Source organism: Actinotignum urinale DSM 15805, from assembly GCF_000420445.1.
Taxonomy (GTDB): Bacteria; Actinomycetota; Actinomycetes; order Actinomycetales; family Actinomycetaceae; genus Actinotignum; species Actinotignum urinale.
Map to the genome: position 1 here is coordinate 1 of NZ_ATUY01000016.1, position 23,236 is coordinate 23,236.

Annotated in this window: 15 protein-coding genes and 2 pseudogenes; 6 read left to right on the plus strand and 11 right to left on the minus strand. The window is 50.7% G+C overall.

Going from position 1 to position 23,236, the window contains the following annotated elements:
• Positions 1–125: 125 nt before the first annotated feature.
• The 3 genes from G445_RS10565 (at position 126) to G445_RS11590 (ending at position 5,576) form a co-directional block, all read left to right on the plus strand.
• A complete protein-coding gene (locus tag G445_RS10565; protein ID WP_306718353.1) occupies positions 126–4,619 on the plus strand; it encodes an InlB B-repeat-containing protein in 4,494 nt (1,497 codons plus the stop codon).
• A gap of 301 nt (positions 4,620–4,920) precedes the next feature.
• Positions 4,921–5,421 (plus strand): phage tail spike protein, encoded by a 501-nt coding sequence (locus tag G445_RS0108425; RefSeq protein WP_022867091.1) that lies wholly within the window; start codon positions 4,921–4,923, stop codon positions 5,419–5,421.
• Positions 5,322–5,576: an alpha/beta fold hydrolase gene (locus tag G445_RS11590; RefSeq protein WP_306718359.1), complete on the plus strand. Its 255-nt coding sequence runs from the start codon at positions 5,322–5,324 to the stop codon at positions 5,574–5,576. Before G445_RS0108425 ends, G445_RS11590 begins: the two co-directional genes overlap by 100 nt.
• A 33-nt stretch (positions 5,577–5,609) precedes the next feature.
• Here the strand turns inward: G445_RS11590 and G445_RS0108435 are convergent, their stop codons facing one another.
• From G445_RS0108435 to G445_RS0108470, 9 genes and pseudogenes are all read right to left on the minus strand, one after another.
• Positions 5,610–7,016 (minus strand): GntP family transporter, encoded by a 1,407-nt coding sequence (locus G445_RS0108435; protein WP_022867093.1) that lies wholly within the window; start codon positions 7,014–7,016, stop codon positions 5,610–5,612.
• A gap of 2 nt (positions 7,017–7,018) precedes the next feature.
• Positions 7,019–7,900, minus strand: a complete 882-nt coding sequence (locus G445_RS0108440) for an NAD(P)-dependent oxidoreductase (protein ID WP_022867094.1) — start codon at positions 7,898–7,900, stop codon at positions 7,019–7,021.
• 48 nt (positions 7,901–7,948) lie between these two features.
• Entirely contained in the window at positions 7,949–8,095 is a 147-nt protein-coding gene (locus G445_RS12015; RefSeq protein WP_306718355.1) for a hypothetical protein, read from the minus strand.
• A gap of 14 nt (positions 8,096–8,109) precedes the next feature.
• Positions 8,110–9,387, minus strand: coding sequence for a four-carbon acid sugar kinase family protein (locus tag G445_RS10570; protein WP_306718356.1), 1,278 nt, complete (start codon positions 9,385–9,387; stop codon positions 8,110–8,112).
• A 110-nt stretch (positions 9,388–9,497) separates the two neighbouring features.
• On the minus strand, positions 9,498–9,695 hold the full coding sequence (locus G445_RS0108450) for an FCD domain-containing protein (protein WP_022867095.1): 198 nt from the start codon (positions 9,693–9,695) through the stop codon (positions 9,498–9,500).
• Between the two features lie 363 nt (positions 9,696–10,058).
• Positions 10,059–10,430, minus strand: coding sequence for a YccF domain-containing protein (locus tag G445_RS0108455; RefSeq protein ID WP_022867096.1), 372 nt, complete (start codon positions 10,428–10,430; stop codon positions 10,059–10,061).
• A 79-nt stretch (positions 10,431–10,509) separates the two neighbouring features.
• Positions 10,510–12,561 carry a SpaA isopeptide-forming pilin-related protein gene (locus tag G445_RS0108460; RefSeq protein ID WP_022867097.1) on the minus strand — a complete coding sequence of 684 codons (2,052 nt, stop codon included), beginning with the start codon at positions 12,559–12,561 and terminating at the stop codon, positions 10,510–10,512.
• 528 nt (positions 12,562–13,089) lie between these two features.
• Positions 13,090–13,260: pseudogene (locus G445_RS11280) on the minus strand (type I restriction-modification system subunit M N-terminal domain-containing protein); the annotation flags it as partial.
• Positions 13,261–13,450: 190 nt separating this feature from the next.
• A complete protein-coding gene (locus G445_RS0108470) occupies positions 13,451–15,778 on the minus strand; it encodes a Cna B-type domain-containing protein (protein ID WP_022867099.1) in 2,328 nt (775 codons plus the stop codon).
• A 416-nt stretch (positions 15,779–16,194) separates the two neighbouring features.
• Between G445_RS0108470 and G445_RS0108475 the strand changes: the two genes are divergently transcribed.
• Positions 16,195–18,936, plus strand: coding sequence for a Cna B-type domain-containing protein (locus G445_RS0108475; RefSeq protein WP_022867100.1), 2,742 nt, complete (start codon positions 16,195–16,197; stop codon positions 18,934–18,936).
• A 335-nt stretch (positions 18,937–19,271) separates the two neighbouring features.
• Here G445_RS0108475 and G445_RS0108480 read toward each other — a convergent pair whose 3' ends face one another.
• Positions 19,272–20,825, minus strand: a complete 1,554-nt coding sequence (locus G445_RS0108480; RefSeq protein ID WP_022867101.1) for a hypothetical protein — start codon at positions 20,823–20,825, stop codon at positions 19,272–19,274.
• A 266-nt stretch (positions 20,826–21,091) separates the two neighbouring features.
• Here G445_RS0108480 and G445_RS0108485 point away from each other — a divergent pair, with 266 nt between their 5' ends.
• Both G445_RS0108485 and G445_RS10575 read left to right on the plus strand, forming a co-directional pair.
• Entirely contained in the window at positions 21,092–21,343 is a 252-nt protein-coding gene (locus G445_RS0108485; RefSeq protein WP_022867102.1) for a hypothetical protein, read from the plus strand.
• 229 nt (positions 21,344–21,572) lie between these two features.
• Positions 21,573–22,982, plus strand: a pseudogene (locus G445_RS10575) (OPT family oligopeptide transporter); the annotation flags it as partial.
• On the opposite strand, the gene G445_RS10580 reads toward G445_RS10575, so the two are convergent.
• The gene (locus G445_RS10580) at positions 22,971–23,192 is read right to left on the minus strand and encodes an IS3 family transposase (protein WP_084676531.1); all 222 of its coding nucleotides are present in this window, start codon (positions 23,190–23,192) and stop codon (positions 22,971–22,973) included. The pseudogene G445_RS10575 and the gene G445_RS10580 overlap by 12 nt on opposite strands.
• Between the last annotated feature and the right edge of the window lie 44 nt (positions 23,193–23,236).

Sequence of the window (23,236 nt, forward strand, 5' to 3'; positions counted from 1 at the left end):
AGCTTCCTGCTGGCACAACGACGGAAAAGTTCGTCGAGAATCCGAAGCAGCCAGATATCTACACCCTCCGTAGCGATTATCGGGTTGAGAGAGATGGAGACTATGCCATCAATTACCAGCCCTATGTGGCGACAGTAGGGGCAGATGCTACTCAAGAAGAAAAAGACAAGGTAAATAAGACTATTAACCTCCCGGATTTCCTGGGTTACGGCAAGCCTCAAGATAATTTCCATATCAACTACGACACGGTGGTTAACGAAGCTAAAACTGGCGAACAGAGTGGCGATGATGTATGCGGAAAGACCTATCTGAAAACTCGATCCTTTGACTACGCGGCTGCAAAAAAGGAAGTCAAGATCAAGCATGTTTTTCAAGACATCAATGATTTTGAGAAATACGGTACAAAACCCGGGGAAACAGAAATAACTGAAACTACTGAGGAGGGTAGCGTCGGTTCCGATCTAAAAGTTACGCCTTTAAAGGATGATCAAATAGCGGGTTTTATTCCAGAAGTTGATTCTATTACGGTGCAGGTTCCCCAAGACACTACCAATTTTTCCGTGGAATATCGTTACAACCGTAACCACTATGACGTCACTTTCAACACCGATGGGGGTACGGAAGTTCCTTCCCGCACCCTCTACTACGGACAGGCCATCCCCAACCTCGAGCAAAAAGATATCCCCACTAAAGTGGGAGCCGCCTTCCAAGGTTGGAAACCTTCGATGGACCTAAAAGATGAATCTGGCAATACGACCTTTAAGGCCGGCGAAGTTATTAAAGACAACAGCGGTAATGCAATTAAAAATCTAAACGCCAAGCTGATTATGCCGGCTGAAAACGTCAAGTTCACTGCGGTGTGGAAAGATAACGAGAAGGCAGACTATGCAATCCAATTTTGGACAGAAAAAGCCGACTACCCCGAGGGTACTTCTCTTTTAGAAAGGTACGACTTCGTGGGTACCCATGTATATAAGAATCAGGCCACCGGTACTCGACCAGACCTTGCAAATGAGACCGTAAAAGGGGTGGAGTTTCCGGATCTAGACCAGGCACGGTTAAATAAAATATGGAACAACGAAAGATTTTACAAAAACCTCTTCCTTTACCTTAATAAATTTTATAAATACAATAAAGATTTAACCGATAAAGAAAACGCTGATCCAAATAGCCCAAACGTAGTAAAGGCGGTTTCTTCCACCGGCAAGACCGTCTATAACATCTATTATGATCGCCAGGTGTACGACCTTTACTTTACGAAGTCGAATGCTAAGACGGGTGATGCGACCTTCTATCCAGAAATTTGGAGACACGGTAAAAAGTTAGGGGGGCCGGGAAACCCCTACCACTTTAAGGCCCGGTTTAACCAGTTGATGACAGAGTGGCCAGATGACGCCCAAGAAGCCAAGGGGTTTTCCGAGGGTAAGCAAAGTTTTGGGTGGGGACCAAACTTCGATGAGGCAAATTGGCGGTACCGCGATACTCCTCCCTACCGGCTATCGGCTGAAGAGTTCCTAGATATGGACGACTACGAGGTCCGAGGCGGTTACACTAACGAGATTGATGCCGGAAATGGCGTCACTCTGAACGTCAACTGGAATGCTAGACCGAGAACTTTCACTACTCTTTCCTTTGGTATCGAACAACGGGGGGGTCCTACAGAAGTAACCCAGCCGATGCCTCACCATATGGACTTTTGGATGGATGGGTTTGAACCCGGAGAGACCATCATTGACTACAATCTTTACCGAACCAAATCGGACACCGAATCGGATACCTATGGCCACAAGTACCCAAAGGTGCAGGGCTTTACCCCTTACCGTACATCCGAACTCTCGAAGAAGCTTGACGAGGATAAGCTTGCTGATATGAACGAGGAGCGGGAAGCGAAAACTCCCCTTCCTGAGGAAACGGTAATTGGCCCCTATAAGGGTGATGTCCGAACCAAGGGCGAAATGCACTTTATGTACACTTTCTTCAACCGTGCTGATGAATGGGGGGACGTTGCCGATGGCAGCGACGCATTTGAGACAAACGGATATATCAGATTCGAATACAAACGCAATAAATATAAGTTGCGATTCAATAATGATCCCGCAAAGCTCAAGGACGACAGCGAGTACAACGAGACCAATCAGACAGAGGTCTTCTACCAAAAACCCTTAAAGGATTTAAACCTAGATGACCCGCAGACCTTAATTGATCTAGGTCTGAAGGACCTGGTGGAAAAAGATGACGAGGGAAAGGACAGGATTAAAAGACCAGAGGGACTGGCTCCCCAAATGGTATTTAAGGGTTGGGCGCTAGACCCGGCGGGGCAGAAACTGGTTTGGGAAAACAAGGAAACTATGCCCGCGCACAACCTGGTTCTCTACGCCAAATGGGGGGAACCAGACTATAAGTGGAAGGTAACCTTTGACCCCAATGGGGGCAAGTTAGATCCCATTGCGGAGAAGAATGCTACCACCGCCCCTAAGACAATTAGGGAAGGCGATATCTCTGACCAAAAAGAAGTCACTTACGCGAAAAAGGGTGAAAACGAAGGGGATAAACAAGTCTTTACTGTTGTGCAGCGGCAACAACTGGTAGAACCGAAAAAACCAACCCGGAAAGGCTATAGTTTCATGGGTTGGGAGGTACTGCACTATCAGAAGGATGCCAATACCGGCGAATACACCGAGGAAGTGGATACCTCTTATCGGGACACCTATAAAGTTCCGGAGCTTTACTCCTACGGTAACGACGTAGTAAGTCCCATTTACCTGAAAGCCATTTGGGTAAAAAATGATATGCAGGATGTAAAGGTTTTCCACCACTTCTTGGATAAAAATCTCGCAATTGATAAGACCGTGAAGGATAATCCGGCTATAGAAACTAAAGGAAACCAGCGGGCCGATAAATACGTGGCCGCCATTGGTTCTAAGCAAGATGCCAAATGGATTTTGGCTTCCGGTGAAGAATTGCGGAACACCAAAGACAAAGAAACTAAAAAACTCTATGAGGATTATCAAAAGCTGGCTGACGAGCACCGGGCAACGAAAGGTAATACCTATTTCCAGACGCTTAGGGTAGAACCGAAACAGATTCTAGAAGACGGGAAGTTAGTTGAGAATCCGAAAGCCAAGGACAATGAGTTCCACTTCTTCTATCGCCCCTTCCGGACCCGTGATTACAAGGTTAACTATGTGGACCAAAGAGCTAAGGCAGAGCTGACGAAAGCCACTACCGATGCGGAAAAGAAAAACATTATAGAGAAGTACCGCATCCTGGATCAAAAACCAGTCACCAGTGGGGCGCGGCATTACGATGCTTGCAACTACACGCCGATAAACGGCTGGAGGCTGACTTCAGATCGGCAGCAGCAGCTCTTCTACGATGTAGATGAAGATACCCATGAATTCAAAGGAATCAACGGTACCGGTTCCGATGAGATTACCTTCTACTATCAGGATGTCAGGGTCATTGAGGTGCCCTCAGGTAGTCCTACTCCTCCAGACGGGTACGTCCGGGTAACCTTTAAGGCCAGTGAGGGTGGCTCCCTCGGTACCGACAAAGATGGGAACCCCATCAAAGAAATTAATTACGATGTACTGAAGGGTCTTAAGTCTGATTTACTTCCAGTTCCCCAAGAATTGGAGAATGGAAAAAAGCCGGATGAAAACAAGTACTATCTCACGCCGGAAGAAGGCAAGAGCTTTAAAAAGTGGGATAAGGAACCACTTTTACCGTCGGGCACGCAGATAAACGAAAACCATATCTTTACCGCACAGTTCGATTGGTCAGATCTGATGACTAAAGGCGTGGCGACTACCGAGTCCTCTAAGGCACCCGATGGCACCTGGATCAATAATTTTGTGCCCACTCTGGATGAGCTGCGGGCAGCTATTCAGCTACAGAGCAAAGACAAAACCAAGATAACGAAGCTGCCTGATGACGCGACGGTAGAGTTCGTAGATGATCAAGGTAACGTAGTAAATACCCCGGATGATCTTTACAAGCTGGTAAAAGAAGAACCGGATTCAAACGAACTTGTTCGTACCGTGAAACTCAAAGCGAAAGTTAAGTTTGCGGGCCGAGAAAAGATTGAAGAGATTGAGTTGCCGATAAGGGTTTATAAGAACCGGTACGATGCGCCCCCTACGGGAGCCATGCCAGACTTCTTGAAGCAGGCAACCGGTCATCATGGCGATTTGGCGAAACTCTTGGATGGAAAAACCTATGTAAAGGTGACGGTGAAGCCCTCCAGTCGACTGGGCAAGCTGCCTCCTAAGAGCTATTGGGTTAACCCCAAGGCTTGGGTAGAGATTCCCGAGATTGCAGTCAGCGATAAAGATAAGGCCGCAACCGGGTTGAAGCATTGGTCAGCTAATAAAGCTACCCAAAATGAGGGGCAAGCTAAATTGGGAGTTTATGACTTCATGAAACGGCATAAGTTCAGTGAGGACACGGAGATCACCCCGGTATTTGCAGAAAAAGTGGTGACCCCCGTACCGGAAAAGAAGCCCAATAAACTGATTGTGGCAACCGGAGCTAATGTGCTGGTTTATCTCTATGCGGCAACCTTGTTTACTGTAGCTGGCATTGCGCTGGTGATCAGCAGGACCAGGAGGAAAGCGTAGCGGGCATAACCCGTAATCACCCCTGAGGGTAAAACTAAGTAAGTGAAATAACTTTGAAACTAGCGGCTTTGCGGGCTGGAAGCATTCCGCAAAGCCGCTTACTTGCTCACTCAAGCCCACACGATTGGTTTTAGTGGTGAGCCTGGCATGTCAGGTATCTTAAACACGTCAAAATATCACCAGCAGCGCCTTCGCTGTCCACTTGGGTAATGTTTGAAGCCGAGCTTTGCTGCCAGCCGTTTCGTATTTCAAGAATCGAAGTCCAAGGTAACTGACGTACCTTGTAGAAAGGACTAACCAGATGATTACGATTCACGATCGTAGCGCTAACGATTTCACTGCCAGTGGGTTAGCGGTGCTAGATCGCCACCTTATCGACCCGAAAGTCACTCAGGAACTAAACGGAAAGTTTTCCCTAACATTTTCATACCCCCTTGATGGGCCAGCAGCAAACCTGTTAGCAATCGAAAACATCGTGGCCGCCCCGGTTCCAGGAATAAGCGGTAGGCAAGGATTTCGTATCAGCGAACTCGCCACCAGTCTTGATGGGACGCTCAAAGTAGTTGCCCATCACGTGTTTTATGACCTTTCTGCGAACCTTATCGCTGCCACCTATGTGGTAAACAAAACCGCTAAAGCAGCCCTAGCTCAACTGCTAGGGGCAGCCAATAGCCCGTACGGTTTTAGCTGGGAAGGCTTAGAGTGCCAGCGTCAAGCCATGGAGCGAACCGCGCCTTGGGCTCAGCGCCGGGAGAAATCAAAGTGCCGACCTCGATTGTGCACGGAGAAGAAGACCCGGTAATCCCGGCAGCCACCGGTCAGGAGCTACATCGCTTCATTCAACACTCTCAGCTGCATTTAGTTCCCGGAATGGGACACCAACAACCAGCAGAAGCCGATGATTTGTTTGTGCAAGCAACACTTGAGGCCGCAGGTTTTCCTGCGGCCTCAAGTTAGCGTTTCAGTTATTTTATCTAGGTGGAAACAGCTTTAAGAAACCAGGAGGAAAACTCCGCTGGTCAGCAAGAATCCAGTTACGCCGAACACTGTTGACAATACGGTCCAAGTCTTCAGTCCGTCTTTAACTGTCAGTCCTAGATATTTGGTAACAATCCAGAATCCGGAGTCATTGATATGGGATAGTCCCAGGCCTCCGAATCCAATAGCGATAGTTACCAGCACGTTTTGCAGATCGGTGTAACCCGCTGCCGCGATGGGCTCCGCCAGTAACCCCGCGGTGGTTAGAATCGCTACCGTAGCCGAGCCTTGCGAAGCTCTCAGCGCCGCCGCGATAAGGAACCCGGCTAAAATAATCGGCATATTTAGGCTGATTAACGCATCAGATAGCGCTTTCCCAATACCCGATTCCACTAGCACATTAGCGAATACCCCGCCTGCTCCAGTTACGAACACAATCACGGCGACATCGGGCAAAGCGGAATCCAGTACCGAGCCGCGTTTTTTCAGACTCCAACCAAGTTTTTGACCCACCACTAGATAGGCCACAATTACTCCAGTTAGCAGCGCGATGGCCGAAGAACCCAAGAAGCCCAGCCACTGTTGGGCGGTAGAACCTTCCTTTAATGCGGTATTGCCTACGGTTCCCAGCATTATTTGTAAAATCGGCAGCAAAATCAGTAGCACCACGGTGCCGGCTCCGATGCTTTCGATGCGCTCTTTTACCGCCTCGACGCTTTCCTTTACTACCTTGCCGCCGGTAGAACCAGAACTCTCGGCGACTTCGGCCTCAACCGGATGGTCGGCAGGAGACTCCAGTAGCTCGATCCCCTCAACCTTCAACAGTTTGGCCGCGAAAAACCCGATTACTGTGGTAACGGCGGTTAACGGCAGCCCTACTAAGAGCATGCTCCCTACGTCAGCTTGGGTAATTCCGGCAGCCGCTACCGGACCGGGATGAGGAGGTAGGGTAACGTGTACCGTCAGCAGCGCACCAGCTACTGGTAGCGCAATCTTTAAGGGGTTTATCTTAGCCACCCGGGAAAATCCGAAGACAATGGGAGCCAATATAATAAAACCCACATCGAAAAATACCGGGATTCCCAATACGAAGGCGGCGGCAGTAACCGCTGCGATTACGCGTTTTTGCCCTAGAACCTTGGTAAATTTACGTGCCAAAGCATCGGCTCCGCCGCCGACTTCAATGGTACGTCCCAGCATGGCACCCAGCCCGACGATAATCATCACCGAGGACAAGGTATTGCCCATACCCTTTTGCAGCACCGGAACAATATCTCCGACAGAGATTCCAGTAGCTAGCGCAGTACCGGCCGCTACTAAAAGCAAAGATACAAAAGCCGAAAGCTGAATCTTAATAACCAATAGCAGCAAGACGATAATCGCGCCCAGCGCTATTCCTAGCAAAGCTCCCGTACTCACTGTTACTTCACCTCCGGTGCTACTACGTTAATTACCGAAGAATCGTCCATCGCCCCCTGCCCTTTGGCGAAGCCCAGCAGGTATTCTTGTTCCGCCGCAGCGGCTACCGGAACCGCCATCCCCGCAGCTTTAGCTGCTGCAGTTACGATTCCCATATCTTTAACGAAAATATCCAGACGCGATTTCACCTCGGGTTCTTCACCGCGCGAAGCTACGATTGCTCGCGGCCCGCGGTCGCCCAACATGAAAGACTCGGCAGCTCCCGCCATGAGGGCTTTGAGAACAACTTCTTGATCTAAATCCAACTGTCCTGCAAGCGCTAGCGCTTCGCCGGCGGCCGCAATATGAACTCCGCAAAGCAGCTGGTTTACGGTTTTCATTGCCTGACCTTTACCAGGGGCTTTCCCTACCCAAACCAGGGTGGAAGACATGGCATCCAGTACCGGTTTCGCAAAGTTGTATTCTTCCTCAATCGCGCCCACCACAACTAACAGGTCTCCCTTGCCGGCGCGCGCAGGCCCTCCGGATACCGGGGCATCTATCAGACCAATTCCGTCTGCCTTGAGCTTAGCGGCCACGGTTTCTACGGCCTCAATCCCAATAGTGGAAGTGAGCAGCAAACAGGATCCGGTGCGCATAGCGCTAGCGATCCCGCCCTCGCCATAGAGCAAATCGTTTAGCTGGGCGCTGTTACGCACTGCTACCAGCACAACGTCAGTGTCTTTTACGGCTTCCCGGGCTGAGGGGGCGGTTTTGATCCCCTCTTTGGCAGCCATTTCCATTTTTTCCGTGGCGATATCATAGCCAGTCACGGTGAAGTCGTTGTTTAGCCATGAGCACATTTGGTAACCCATTGCGCCCAGACCGATTACCGCAATTTTCATTATTTTCTCCTTTGAATGAAGTTTCTTAACTCTTAAATAAATCTGCTATTAGCTCGAAAGTTTGCGCACCACCTGCGCGAGAGAATCCTCGTCACCCACATTTCCGGCAAAGACGATATAGGGGATTCCAGCGGCGGGACCGGCAGATGCAGTCCACAGGGAAACGATTCCCTCCAACATGGGGCCAATCACCATCGCGCGACGGATTTCTAGCCCTTTCGACGCCGTATCTGAGGAGGTGATTCCCCCCCCCTGGCAACTACGAACCGTGGGGGAGTAGCCCGTAGAATCTCTCTAGTGACCCTGACTACTGCCGCAGACGCTTGCCGGGAAATCTCTAGAGAAGCATCTCCATCAACCCCGGTAATCAGTTTGCGGGAAGTTCTTACCACTACGTTGCCATTTTTGATTGCGGAGATAGCCTGGTCGGTTACTGCTGTTAGGTGCTTGTCGCGGCGCTCGGGATCGATTACCTGCTGCACCTCGATTTCCAGCTCGGTGAGTTTTTCCTGCTCACGCAACCGATTTAGCTGGCGGGTAGTCAAATCAACATGGGATCCTACGACGATTAGTCCTCCGGTAGCTAACTCACGATTCCCCCGGGCGCTGGCAATTTCCTCGCGGGTAAGTGGAGGATGTTCCTCTTGGCCAATGCGGGCTCGTACGAAGGGGGGTCCTACTCGATAAACAAAAGTTTTACCGCTGGCCTCTGCTTTAATTAGGGCGAGGGCGAGCTGACGTAAATCTTCTTCGGTTACGGTATCGGCAGCAAAAACTTGCCCATTTTCTGCTTGCTCAAGCTGCTCGCTGATTTTAGAGAGGTTTCCGCGTAAATCCTCAAGTTTGAGTACTTCTACTTCTTCAGCTTTAACCTTGCCTGCAGTTTTTTCTGCTACCCACCGCGGCAGGGAGGACTCGCGGTATCCGAAGGTGGCATCTTTGGCGAACTCGGTTTCTCCCACCGGAACAAAGCCCTCGTTTTCGGAACCGGCATAGTGAATTCCGTCTACGGTAATCCGTCCGGCATCTCCGAACGCGGGAACCAGAATGATTCCATCTGCCGGGGCGGCTCCCGCTTTTTCCATTTCATCCATAATGGTTTGCGGCTCTAAGGGAAAATGTCCGCGCAAGGTTGAGTCCGAACGGGAAACAAATGCTAATTCAGATTTGCTTTCTTTAACAGCTTTAAGCGCAGAAGAAACCACTTCGCGATTTACTTTTTCGGCATCAGCGGGGGATAGGGAGCGGGAATTGGTCATTACATAGACTGCGGCTTTGCCGCTTTCAAATGCCCAAACAAAGTCTTCTACGTCCCAACTGGTGAGAATCGGTAGATCGCTAACTGACTGGGTGCCGGTAGGGTCGTCATCCAAAACCACGTAGACTCGGCGATCCCCAGCAGCCTCACGAGCTTCTCGTACCTGCTGGGCGGTGGTTGCGGGGTTTTGTGGCTTTCCTTTCAATATTTCGGAAAGAGATACAGTCATATGCTTGCTCCTTTTGCTAGCTTTTTAAAATAGTCATCTGAGGTCTGATGTCTATATAGTGCTAACAGAAACAAAAGTCCAGGATAGAGAGCAGGTGGTGCCTTTGTGCACTATTTAGTTTTTAGTTTGTGCAAATCTTCGGCGGTTTGCGACAAATGTGCGCGCATAGCTTCCTTCGCTTCGTCCTTATTCGAGTCTTTAATTGCCTGGTAGATTCGGCGATGATGCGATTGCGCTCGCATTGCAACCTGTCGATTCGCGGCTGTCGCTAGGCGTGAACGTTCTAGCGCTACCTCTAAGGGTTGCATCAGCGCGCTAATAAAGGGATTCCCGCTGGCGTTTTGGATCTGTTGCTGGAAGCAACAAGAATGGTGATGGCGCCGTTATAGCTTCTAAATCCCTTAAGTCCGGGAAGCTTCCGGGCACTGGATATGCTGGGATGCCGTATCAAGTTGCAACGATGCTTCTTGCAGCCGGCGGATTGCTAATCGCTGGTAGGAAGAAAATCGAAAAGCACTAAAACTAAGAAGTTAAAGTAGCCGAAACCGCCCATATGAACGAATATGGGCGGTTTCGGCTACTTGGTAGGCGGGGTGGGCGCCTACGGGATCGCGCTGGCGTTGATTTAACTTTAAGCCACTCGTTGAGTATTGCCGATAGCACAGCCGAAATTATCCTTTAACAACTTCTTTCCCAAACGGGAAACAGGTGATCGGGATGAGTTTCAAGTTTCCCCACGCTAAAGGCAAACCGATGATCGTTATTGCTTGTGCCAAAGCTGTAACTAAGTGACCCAAAGCTAGCCACCAACCAGCAATTAGGAACCAAACTACGTTCATAAGTAACGATCCAGTACCGGCTCTGGGTTTATCCACGACTTTGCGTCCAAATGGCCACAGCACGTAACCCGCAATGCGGAAACTGGCCACTCCGGCGGGCAGAGTAATTATTAACAGGCAGGAAATCATGCCTGCTACCACATAGCCTAAAAACAGCCAGATACCGCCGAGTAGTACCCAGATTATGTTCAGCAACAAGCTCATGGAACGCTTCACTCTTTTATTGCGAAAATCTGGGGGGGGGACAGCAAGTGCTTCCCCCAGATTTACATGACTGGCTATCTTAGCTTCTGCGCCGTGCCAGCAAGACACCAGATCCTGCCAGTGTAGCGATTACACCAACCGCCGCCAAGGGAGCAACGGCCGAACCGGTGTGAGGCAACTTCTTGCCCGGGGTAGCCGGCTTCTTCTGCGCTACAATCGGGGTCGTAGGGGCTGGAGTGGGTGTAACTCCGGGAGTAGTTGGCACAGGATCCGGGGTTGGCACGGGAGTGGGTTTAACTTCATTGGTTACAAGAATCTCTTTCTTCGTAACCTGAACCGAAACCAAGGTGTCTCCGCTACCTGAGATCTGGTATCCGGCAGGGGCCTCCAGCTCCTCCAATATGTAGTTGCCGCGCAATAGTCGAATGTTGAGCGGGGTGTTTTCACCAGGCAGACACAGCTTGCCGTCGGCGTTGGTAACCAAGTTTTCGAGCTTCACGCCGGCTTCAGTTTGCGCCACTTCTGCGCGTTCGCCGGTAGCGGTGGCCTTGAAGATTGTGAACTTGGCGCCCGCAAGTGGCTTTCCGGCAACATTTTGTTTGGTGAAATTGAGGGCCTGATACTTATCGGTTTCTGCCACTAGCCCCGGCGGAATAGCGGTGACCTTAGCCTCGCTAGCCTTCACCTGTGCAGGATCCATGCGTTCCATCTCAATTGGTGTGCAATTTTGCTGTATGGCTGGGTTACAGGTGGGTATTTCCTGGGCATAGTAGGAAAATGCATTGAAATAGATCGGGTTGCCATCTTGATCAATTGTCAGAGAATCATTAACAACCCGCATGTGGAAGGCCAACACAATGTTGCCGCCTTTGGCGAAAGAGTCATTGCGATGATTCTTTATGCGAAGCTTGAATCCCTTGCCCACCTTTTCGTGTAAACCGCCTGCATCGGCGATGAGCTTTTGTTCAGCTTCGGTGAGCGTGCTACCCGCAGGCTTTTCCAAAATCACGTTCTTTGGTGCGACGACCGTGCCCATGCTGGCTACCGTATTAGACCCATCTATCACGTTGTAACGTGGGAATGTCAAAGACTTTTCCTCATAACCAGCCATACGGGAGGTGACCTTCGACGCAGGATCGTCAGTTATGTAGTAGACGTCCTCCAAGAACATCTCGGTTGACTTATCGGGATCGGCATTTTCGCTCTGGAAGTTAGAAGCGAACTTACAGTCCGGGGCACCCGCATATGACTTGCACTTTTCCAGTCCATACTTGTGGAAGGAATACACTTGATTATCTTTAATCCCTGCGCGCGGAGTGAAGTACACCTGCAATGAACGTGAGTCATCTAGTTCGAGATTCACATCTGGCATATCGTAAATTACCATCTCGTTGTTATGACGAAGTTTCGTGCTTGCATGAATCTCGTAGTAGATGGTACCCCGGCCGGGCTGATCGTTCCCACTTTCGGTATATCCGCTACTTAATTTCTTCGCACTGAAATCTGCCGGCGCTGACGCAAGGGCCTTCTTCAAAGTCCAAGTTTGTGTGGCCCCGGTGGGTTTGCCGTTTACATGCAGATCGTAGCTGAACTCAACCTGTTCAACACCCGGATTACTCCTAAAATACTCTTCAGCCTTGTAGCTTGAAACGTATAGCGGAACGTTACCTTTCGCAGTGAACGGCAGATCGATGTCCTTGAAAGTCAAATATACGACGTTGTTTTGGTTACGCACATCCGCTAGTAATTGCCCACTGGCGCTATCTTTTAGCGTCTTAATTTTGTCGAACCGATTGCCGATCCTTAGAAAATCTAGATTTACATCGCGCGGAGCGAGTCCGATGTTGACCGCGTCGCCGTTTTTAATACTAAACCCATTGACTGCCGGATCGTGTTTCAGGCTGAAGATAAACTGGCCGGCATACTCATCGGCAGATACCGTTTTGTCGTTGTTATTCAGCTGGAAGGAAGCGTTATCGACGATGGCGGAAATATCCTTGCCCGTTGATTGCGGGTTGGCCTGTGCAGATGCGACACCAGCCCCAAAGGTTGCAAAAACCGTGCTCGCAAAAAGAGCTAACAAGGCTAAACTGACTACGATCCGATAGCGGACATCACGCGTAATAGACATCTATGACTTTCTTAACTATATGGATATCATACAAATAAGACTCTAATTGGTAATTTACTATAATGTCCACTTAGACGTCGGATTTGATAAGTACCCTTTTGCGTTAGCGAGTATCGCTTAGGGGGCGAAAAATCGCTTGCGTTAGCGGGTTTGGGTTTTGCGTTACCTAGTATCTTGTTTTCCCTGTTCAGGTAGGGTATTGGGGTTTAACTCGCTAACGGATGGCGGGTGGCGTTCGCTGTAGTGCTTGTGATGGTAGTTCTATTTCTACATTTGAATCGGATCTATTTGCGTTGCCCGTGTTTGGCTTTTAGTTAAGTTCTACTCTGTTGTATATGTAAGTGGCGGTGAAAAGTAGCGCAATGATTAGCAGTAGGCTGCTGGTGATTGGCCAGCCCCAAGGCGCCTCGAGTGTGTCTTGAGCGAGGTTGTTGATTATGGGGGTGAGGCCAAGGGGAGTTTTGTTGCCCTCCTGGATAAATATTGCTGACATCGTTATTAGTAGGTAGGCTCCAAATCCGGATACGTTTCGCGCTCCAGCCGATTCACGTGTTGAACAAAACGCTCAGAAATGAAACGGTAAAACAGCATGCCAAGCACGTACTGTTTGAAATCCCAACCATCTACAGACCCGCGTAGATTATTAGCAATACGCCAGATAGTCCGATGTAGCTCTTGTCTTTGAGCGTCGCTACCCACAATAAACTCCCCATACCACTAACCAGTTTTAACGCCGCAACGAGCCACTTTCATAAGTATAACGGGGAGTCGGACAAAGATTGTGCGCAACATGCTTTAAATGAGTTTGGCCGGCCACTTCACTTGAAGTGGCCGGCCAAACTGTTACGCGATGCGCTGCCTGGTTTATTAGGCCGCGCGTTAAGTGGTGTTATCCCCGGTTGCGCCTTACTAGCATTACGCCACCGCCAAGCAGGCCAAGGGCTAGGGCAATAGCGGAGCCAATCTCAACGCCTGTGCGTGGCATCGGCTCGCGTGGCTTCTCGGGCTTGGGTGGGGTAGGCTCCGGAGTTGGGGTAGGCTCCGGAGTTGGGGTAGGCTCCGGAGTTGGGGTAGGCGTTGGCTCGGTTGGCGGGTTCTGCACGTTAGTGATGGTGAAACCATCCTTAGCATCGCCCGTAACGGTGGAGGCGAAGCCCTTAACAGAGAGCTCTTCAACCGAATACTGGACCTCTACCTGATTTCCGTCAACGGTCTTAGTCTTGGGTAGGTCCTTGAACGTATGCGTCCACTTGTTGTCCGCATTCAGCTGAGCGGGTTGGCCAATGTTGAACTTGTCGCCGCCAACTGATCCCACCAGTTGCACCTTGACCGAAACCTTGGACGCATCGGCAAGGTCTTTGCCCTCAGAATCCTTCCACGCCTTGGAAACCTTCACCTCGGTCTTTTCTGGGGTTCCAAACTCAAGGCCACCGTTCGAGCCAATACCGCCACCACGCGGGGCCTGGTTCTTCGTGATCGTCAACCTCGCCCAGGACTTCGCGTTGTCTTTTGCGCTCTGGTCAGTAATGGTCTTTAGGCCCGCATTGTGAAGTGAGGTCTGGTAATCGCTGGTCTCATCGGATTCTCTCTCCTCACCATCGAACACCTGCTTCTTACCAGGATTATCCGCATCGAAACGAGGCTGGCGGAACCCACCGTCCTTGTAGAAACTCGGTTCGCCACCTCCTAGCATGCGCGAATCGATAAGCATGCGTGCGGAAGTGGACCCTCCATAGGCGTCATGTGCCATGTCGTCGCCCCAGTGATGATCTGCTGCAGTCGTTGGGGATTCGTTATCGAATACTGCCACGCCGTTCGTTACGTGTATCAGTGTGCTACCTGTGGGGCAGAGCCAAATGCCTCCGCCAACTGCAACATAATCTCCGTTGGTATTGCTGTTCGCAGTGATGAGGGTGTCCTTGAAATGGGCGGTGTACGACTTGGTTGCAACGTAGACGCCGCCACCCTGATCGTCGGCACGATTCCCTTCAATCAAGCCAGCGTTAAGGTGGACACCGTTGGAAACCACGTTTATGCCACCACCGGTACGGGAAGCACTGTTGCCGACAACGCTACCGCCGTTCATAGTGAAACCACCGGGCCGAGCCTTGGTCCACGCTTGTGCATTTGGTTCGCCGTATTTAGCCTTGGTGCAGTTGAAGCCGTCCCCGGGAACTTCTTTCCAAGAATCCTTCGCGCCCCACACGAACAGATCCATGGCGTTCACACCGCCGCCGTTGCCCGCATGGTTGTTTTTGATGGTGCCACCATTCATCGTGACATCGGCATTTCCGAAGATGTTTATGCCACCGCCTCCAAAGCTTGCATCACCGTTTGAGATTTCACCGTCGTTGAACACAAACGTTGAGCGCCTTAGCGTCGGATCTTCGTCGGCCGTTGGACAATCCCAGATCCAGGAGAACACATTGATATTTCCAATCCAGCCGGTGTTTTGAGTGACTTTGCCACCGTTCATTTCCAAGTGAGCTCCGTTAAAGACGCCGATTCCGCCTACTTCACCGTAAGCGCCCGCCGATGCATCTGTTTCGCCCTTGGAGATCTCGCCGTCGTTCAGCACCATCGTGGCGCCGTTATTCAATGCAATGTTGGCTGCACCTTGTTGCACGCTGGTGGCAGAGTCTTTCTTGCGATGGTTATCAGTGATTGTTCCACCATTCATAGTGAACTTAGCTTCGCTACCATTCACCGTGACAGCACCCTCGTGTCCACCAGTCAGCTTCCGCGCACCAGTAATGGTGCCGGCGTTCATCACCAGCTCGCCCTCCACGAGAATCGTGGGGGAGAAACTAGATCCTGTTACAACATTGTCGTATTGTGCACGGGAGTCAATAGTGATGCCCGCGCCGTTTCCAGTCCCGTCAGAAAGGGTTAGTTTTGCGCCCTTTTCAACCTTCAGTAGACTGCCGGTGAAATTACCGTCATCACGAATAATCTTGGTTTCAGAGGACCACGCATCTATGTCTGTGTCCACTAGCTCAATATCTGCGCCAGCGGGAATGACAATAGTCTTAGTTAACAGCGTCTCGGTGCCGTTACCAATTTCGATTCTGGTCGGGGTGGTTCCAGCCTGCGCAATGAGTTCTTCGAGGCGGTCCGGCTCACAGTACAGAACCCGACCCTCCTCATAGCACTTTAGTACCTGCCGGTCGGAGGAACCGGGAGTGGCGTCGGCAACCGACGGAAGGCCAGAGCCCATCAGCACTAAAAATACTGTTAGACATATTGCCCGCAAGGCTGGAATAAACCTGTAGTGCTTTATGCTTTTCATTTTTCCGCTTTCTTTTGAGCGCAATACCAGCCTCGGAAAACGGCCGGGCACTATAGAACTACAACAATTCTGTCAGAGAAACCGTGACGAAACAATGTGAAATTGCGCATTAACTGAGTTCGCGCAGTAGCAGTATACGACCCACTTACCTAGAGCTCGTATATGATCTGACCTGTTGTGCGGAGTGAAAAGTGGCCGGCGACACGGAAAGTTCCGTCGCCCAAAAGACCCTGAAGCACTTGAGAATCGAGCCGTAAATGTGAAAAAATTTAAGCAACGTTGCGCGTAATCTAGCCCGTTAAAATACAGACCAGAGGTCGCTCTTGTTAGAGGAGTAAATAATAATGTGCAGATTGGTACGATCATTGGGGATTATGCTGGCCGCAATGCTGGCAACACTCGGATTGTCCGGGGGCGTAGCTCAGGCATCCGGTATTAGTTCTTGGGACGACGTTATTGCTGCGGTTAATGGGCTTGGTGACAGCGAGTCAACCGAACTGTCAATCGCATCCGAAATAACGGTGGAAGGCGGAGCTCAACCGCTGGTTGTACCCGCGGGGAAACAGGTCACCCTCAAGGGGAGTGGAAAGATCAGCGGAAATAGATCCCTTCTGTTTACGGTCGAGACGGGTGGAGCGCTCACCCTGTCCGGCCCGACTGTTACCAACGCCCAATTTAGCGTAGCGGGAGATATGAGCCTTGTGGGCGGAGCGATCCGCGACACTGCGGTAACAGGCCCGGTCATTTTTGTTAATGGCGGAACGCTGACAATCAGCGGAAACGCCGAGTTCTCCGGAAACAACGTTTCAGACGAGTCCGGTGAACTTCGCCCGGCTGGGGTAGAACAGCAGAAGTACGCTCCTATCACCGCATATAACGGCAAGGTGCGAGTAAAAAGTGGAACGCTTAGCGGCAACCACGGGTTGCGCTACGGCGGCGCGATTGGCCTTTGGGCGCGAGACGGCGGACAACCAACCTTCGAGATGACAGGCGGAGCCCTAACAGGCAATGTTGTTCAAACCCGCTACTACGGGGAAGGCGGTGCAGTTTACGGTGATGGCGCCTTAGTAACAATAACCGGAGGGGTTCTACAGCAAAACTCTACGGAGTATGGCGGAGCTCTTTCCTTTCTCCATAGCGACGTTACTATGTCCGGAGGCGTTGTAGTTCACGAGAACAACAACGGTGACTATAAGGGAGCCGGTGGTGGTTTATTCCAGGAAGGAGGCTCTCTGACGATTAAGGGAGCCAGGTTCTCGGCAAACGTAGGCAATGGCCACGGCGGGGCAATCTGCACGATCGGCGACACCAAGGTTGAAATTTCCGGCGCCGAGATAGCCGACAATACCTCTTTGTTGTCTGGTGGAGGCATCTCTTTCAACGGAACTACGAAGGCCGTACTAAACGCCGCAAAATTTAGCGGTAACACCTCGCAAGGTTTCTGGGGTGGCGGGGCAATATACAACGGCTCCAACGCTGAGACAACGATTCGCAATGGTCTTATCCGTAACAACGTCATTAAGCAACGCTACCTGGTTCAAGCTGGAAGTTGGCCTGTGAGTGCTCAGGGAGGTGGCGTGTGGAACTGTCCCACGGGTTCCACCGTTATGCACGTGACTCGCGGTGTAGCGATTTTCGATAATGTGGCTCCAAATGTTTCACAGGGGCAGAACGCCGGTGCAGGTGATGATTTTGCATCCGTAATGAAACATGAATACGGCAATCCGACCCCGGTGGATGGCCATCCGGTCGTCGTCGCGGAAAGGATGCTTGGTGGAAGCCCTCGAGCTTGGTTCCAGGACGGTTCGATCTACAACATTCATGCTAATTGGTCCTCTGAAGGGAAGCTTCCGCGTTACTCTAAGGAAGGGCCTAACACCGCAATTGAGCCGAATGTGACGATTGGAGACAATATTGCCTTCAAGTCTGTCCCAACCGAGGATGCAAAGGCGATTGCGGAAATTCTCGCGGCTGTGAGAATCGAGAATAATACTTCAACTAGTCCTAGCTCACCGACTGGTGCTAACGGAATATCGGGTGCTGGTATCGCGAACAACGGAAAGCTGATCTTCGGCGAGCCGGATACGTGGAAACTGAAGGTGGAAAAGAAGTGGGCTAATGATGATCCCAAGGATCGCCCCGAGAGCATTTTGCTGGAAGTGAAGCTGAGGGACAAGGTACTTGAGACCATCAAGCTCACAAAGGAGAATGGTTGGAAAGCTGAGCTAACCAACTATCCAGATCCAAGCACCCTCATTGATGCCAAGACGGGCGAGACCATCCCACTGACCTTCGTTGAGCACAAAGTCGACGGCTACATGTCTCACGGCGCTGTAGTGACGAAAAACAAAGACACAAAGACGATCGAGGTTGAGATCGTTAACGAACCTCCCACATCGGTTGATGTGGAGAAGAAGTGGTCTGGCGGTGTGGAGGCTGACCGTCCTGACTCTGTGACTATCAAGTTGTTGGCTGATGGTAAACAGACGGATAAGTCTTTGGAGCTGACTGCCGAGAATGGCTGGAAGGGAACCTTCAAGGACCTGCCGAAGTACGTAACGGTTAATGGCGAAAAGACTGAGATCGTTTATACGGTGGTTGAGGTAGAAGTTCCTGGCTACACCCCCTCCATTAGCGGTAGCGCAGCCGACGGGTTCGTAGTCACCAACACCAAGGAAGCTCCACCAGTTACCTCGGTACCTGTGGAGAAGAAGTGGTCTGGCGGTGTGGAGGCTGACCGTCCTGACTCTGTGACTATCAAGTTGTTGGCTGATGGTAAACAGACGGATAAGTCTTTGGAGCTGACTGCCGAGAATGGCTGGAAGGGAACCTTCAAGGACCTGCCGAAGTACGTAACGGTTAATGGCGAAAAGACTGAGATCGTTTATACGGTGGTTGAGGTAGAAGTTCCTGGCTACACCCCCTCCATTAGCGGTAGCGTAGCCGACGGGTTCGTAGTCACCAACACCAAAGACACCCCGCCTCCACTGGTTCGCACCGGTACAGCAGTTGCAGGCTTGGCAGCAGTGAGCATAGCTCTGCTCGCTGCAGGAGTCTGGGCTGTATCCAAGCGTCGCCGCGCATGAGCAAGCAGGTGGGAGCCCACTAAACTGCGGGCCTGCTGGCTAACAGTTGCTGGCTCCCTCGCTATTTAGGTAGCTAGTCCATTCAAAAGATTTCGCCTCCCGTAATGTCGGGAGGCGAAATGCATATTGCTATCCGGTCACACGAACTGCGTGCGGTTAGTCCCCATCAGTATGAACCAGCGCCACACCAGTAGGGACCTGCGCCGCGAAAAGGTTGATTCGCGAGGCGCACGAAAGCATTAGATACAGTGAACCCCCGGAAAGAATCTGAATAATCTCAGCTTTCCTTCCGGGGATTGCTTTGCAACTAATGACTGTAGGCAGGCTACATGTTGCTAGTTGGTTAACTTGAACCTGCGTGTGGCTAGCGCACCGCCTGCAAGGAGCAGTACAGCGGAAAGGCCAACTAGGGAAACGACCTCAACACCAGTTGAAACAAGCTTCTTCTTAGGTTGCTTATTCTTCGATTGAGCCGGCTTGCATGCTGGGTTCATTGCAGTATCGTGGCTGTCCCAGGTCCACTCAGTTACAGCGTCTTCAGCAAAGAAGTAACCGTCCAATGCGGAGGCCTTAACTTCTACCTTCGAGTTGTACGGGTAGATGTACTTGCCATCCTTGTTAGCCTTCAGCTCAACGCCGTTTGCAGTAACAGTGTAGGAAACACCCTCGGTTTCCTGGACCGTCACGTAAGGTTCGACGGTGCACGAAGAAGGATCATCCGCGGAGGGATTAATCAGCTTAGGAGCAGCAGGAGTTGCCAACTCTTCAGCTGGACCTAGTGTGCACGGCTTGGAAGCAACATCGAACTCCCACGCGGTTTTTCCATCAACTTCGATCTTGCCCTTGTAATCCTGTTTCACTAGGGCTGCTACCGAAACTGTAGTTCCCCTGCTAACTACTTCGTAGTCAAAGTACTTGGAGTCGGGAAGCTGGACGGTACCCTCAACGCCACACTTATTAGCCTCTACTAAAGTAGGTGCTTCGGGAGTCATCGTACGGACAGCTGAGCTTACTTTCACAGTCCAGCCGTCAAGGTCATTACCTTCAACGCTTTCAATGCGGAAGAGCTTGGCTTCTTCGGGATCGTCAATTGAAGCGGTCAACTGGTACCACCTGTACCGACCCGTGTAGCCCGAGAAGAGATCCATACTATTGTTACCTGAAGCGCGAGTAATAGGGGTGTCTACACCGTCCGCAGTACCATCGGCAGAAGGCCTATGGCGAGCCCCGTCGGCGAAAACATAGGTGTTTGCCGCATGGTCCCCGCGATTGGTTTTAAGAGGCGTATAAACTTTTTCGCCATTTTCTGTAACCGCGCCTCCAGCCTTATGCTGCGACACTCCGATAGTGATTGTGGGCGCCTTGCCCTCGGGAATTTCACCTAGATAGGTTTCCCCATCCCATTCGCCTTCAACCAACTCGAACTTGAAATCAGTGTTGGCCTGTTGGTTCATTGCGAGCGTTTTAACACCACCAGAGTAGCCAGTGGAAAAAGAGAACTTGGACGGCCCCCATCCGCGATCGCGGTAGTTCCAACACTCTTGAACCCCAATTTTGTCAACGCCCTCGTACTTGTTGAGGTCTAGATTAAGGGGAATTTGTTCATCGTGGCCAACAGTGAGCTGGAGCCTTGGCCACTCATAGCCAAGCAGGGGACCTGTTTTCTCACCATTTTTAAATTCGTAGACCGCGCAATAAAAGAGCATGTTAACTTTGGTACCCTCAAGGTTTGGGTCGTACCGCTTGACGTTATTTTTCCAAGTAACATCGAAACTCTTAACGTTACTACCATCATCTACGCTAGTTGCTGCTACAGCGGCAACAGCCCCTCCCAGTGTCAAGGTTGCCACGCCTGCGAAAGTAGCCATGGCACGCAACCAATTCTTCATTATTTCTCCTGATTCTGATTGAGATATCCATAACAACCATACCAAGGAAATTGCCCGGTGGTCACTACTCGTGCCACTATTACCCCCACAGGAACCACTTAAAGCGATCAAAAACGCATGCTGTATGCTAACTTGCCTGATGAAACTATGCAAAACTGGCATGGGCTGGTTTTTTCGGGCCGGTTGACTTGAGTGTTGTCCATTGATGCCTCGCCACTAGGTGGGGAGAATGGAGTAATGGTGAGAAAGTTTAGTAAACAAAGGTTGTGACAATTGAGGAAAAGGCCGATGAGCCGACGTCCCACGATGCCCAGGCAAGAACCTTACCGTTTATAAAACCGGTGCGTTTACTAGTATTTGTCGAGGTGCTAATACTCATAACATCCAGCATAGGAAGAAAAGGTAAACAACTGGTGTTCGTCCCATACGGGCTGATAAGTACGACGATACCTACTAATTACGACGATAGCTACGCCGCGTTGCATGTGAGGGCTGCGATAGTTGCGTTCGTGTCGTAAACGGCGACGACAGCTACGTGTACCACGCAAATGCGTACGACAAGAATCGCGTTTACGTCGTAAATTAAGAATTGGCATCTAGGTATTTGGTCATTTTTTCGTAACAAAATGTTCATTTTTATTCAAGAAATTGTTGTGATTTTTGCAAATTGTCTTGATTCATTTTCAATTTACCCACCATGAATACTAGAAGTGTAAAATTGCGCCCATAGTTCTTAAAGGAGGAAATATGGCAAACTCAGGTGCTACGGCACCCGCACAAGCCGGGACTGCTACAGATACGCAGTCCAATCCGGTCAAAGAATTAACGATTCGTGGCATTATTATTGGTGGCGTTATTACGCTCATCTTCACCGCCGCGAATGTTTATCTTGGCCTGAAAGTCGGCCTTACCTTTGCAACTTCAATCCCTGCAGCCGTTATCTCCATGGCAGTTTTGCGCGCCTGGAAGGATCACACGGTCCAGGAAAATAACATTGTGCAGACGATTGCCTCCGCAGCAGGCACGCTCTCCGCGATCATCTTCGTTCTTCCCGGTCTTGTGATTATCGGATGGTGGAACGGATTCCCATACTGGACCACGGTAGCAGTCTGTGCTGTCGGTGGCATTTTGGGTGTTATGTACTCTATTCCGCTTCGCCGCGCACTCGTCACAAACTCAGATCTTCCTTACCCGGAAGGCGTTGCCGCGGCTGAAGTTTTGAAAGTTGGCGATAGCCACCAGGCAAGCGAAGAAAACACCCGCGGTTTGAAGATTATTGCCGCTGGCGGTATTTCCGCAGCTGTGATGAATCTTCTCGTTGCGATGAAAGTTATTGCCGGTGAAGTGAGTACTGTATTTCGTGTCGGCCCCGGCGCGACCATGCTGGGAAGTAGCCTTTCCCTCGCTCTCATCGGTATTGGGCACCTTATCGGTATTACCGTCGGTATTGCGATGATCGTAGGCCTCTTGCTGTCCTACGGTTTCTTCCTTCCCTTCTACACCTCGGGGAAGCTTAACGAAGCAGGCGCGAATATCCAAGATGTTGTTGGTGGGACATTCAGCACAGATGTTCGCTTTATTGGTGCGGGCGTGATGGCTATTGCCGCCGTCTGGACGCTTATTAAGGTGATGGGCCCCATCTTCAAGGGCATGAAAGAATCCATGGAAGCTTCACGTAAGCGTCAAGCTGGTATTGCGGTTGCTCGCGAAGAACAGGACATTCCTGTGAACATCCTCGGCGGAACCATTCTTGCCCTTCTTATCCCCGTGGGAGCACTCATTTACATGTTCTTGCGCGAAACACACCTTGAAGGCCACACAGGTAAGCTTGTCACCATCTCGGTGGTGTATGTGCTCGTTATTGGTCTCTTTGTTGCGGCTGTGTGCGGTTACATGGCGGGACTTATCGGTTCCTCCAATTCACCGATTTCCGGTGTCGGTATTCTTATCGTCATTATCGGTGCTCTTCTCATCCTTGCTGTTCACGGTAAGTCCACAAGCGAAGGTGAAACAAATGCGCTGATTGCATACACTTTGTTCACCGCAGCCGTCGTCTTCGGTGTGGCAACAATTTCTAACGATAACCTTCAGGATTTGAAAACCGGACAGCTCTGTACTGAACCCCAATTCTTGGACAGTGTGATTCTATCCGATGGTGGTTAGTGCGTGTTGCCGGTATTCGTTTGGGGTCATCCCTCCGAGCCGTTCTTGCATACGCTCAGTGTTGTACCACTGTATGTACTCGTCAATCGCTGCGCGCAGCTCGCTGATGGAAACGAATGAGTCATTGTTGAACATTTCTTCTTTCAAGTGAGAAAAGAAGTTCTCCATCACGGAGTTATCGTAACAGTTGCCCTTACGGCTCATGGATTGAACGCACTGATGCTCAACTAGCTGACTGATCCATGACT

Excerpts from the sequence above, each read along its gene's own strand:
- G445_RS0108425 (WP_022867091.1), top strand. The coding sequence starts at position 4,921 with ATGATTACGATTCACGATCGTAGCGCTAACGATTTCACTGCCAGTGGG.
- G445_RS0108450 (WP_022867095.1), bottom strand. The coding sequence starts at position 9,695 with ATGCAACCCTTAGAGGTAGCGCTAGAACGTTCACGCCTAGCGACAGCC.
- G445_RS0108455 (WP_022867096.1), bottom strand. The coding sequence starts at position 10,430 with ATGAGCTTGTTGCTGAACATAATCTGGGTACTACTCGGCGGTATCTGG.
- G445_RS0108475 (WP_022867100.1), top strand. The coding sequence starts at position 16,195 with ATGTGCAGATTGGTACGATCATTGGGGATTATGCTGGCCGCAATGCTG.
- G445_RS0108460 (WP_022867097.1), bottom strand. The coding sequence starts at position 12,561 with ATGTCTATTACGCGTGATGTCCGCTATCGGATCGTAGTCAGTTTAGCC.
- G445_RS0108440 (WP_022867094.1), bottom strand. The coding sequence starts at position 7,900 with ATGAAAATTGCGGTAATCGGTCTGGGCGCAATGGGTTACCAAATGTGC.
- G445_RS0108470 (WP_022867099.1), bottom strand. The coding sequence starts at position 15,778 with ATGGGCTCTGGCCTTCCGTCGGTTGCCGACGCCACTCCCGGTTCCTCC.
- G445_RS10580 (WP_084676531.1), bottom strand. The coding sequence starts at position 23,192 with ATGAGCCGTAAGGGCAACTGTTACGATAACTCCGTGATGGAGAACTTC.
- G445_RS10570 (WP_306718356.1), bottom strand. The coding sequence starts at position 9,387 with ATGACTGTATCTCTTTCCGAAATATTGAAAGGAAAGCCACAAAACCCC.
- G445_RS0108480 (WP_022867101.1), bottom strand. The coding sequence starts at position 20,825 with ATGAAGAATTGGTTGCGTGCCATGGCTACTTTCGCAGGCGTGGCAACC.
- G445_RS12015 (WP_306718355.1), bottom strand. The coding sequence starts at position 8,095 with ATGGTGATTGGCCCCATGTTGGAGGGAATCGTTTCCCTGTGGACTGCA.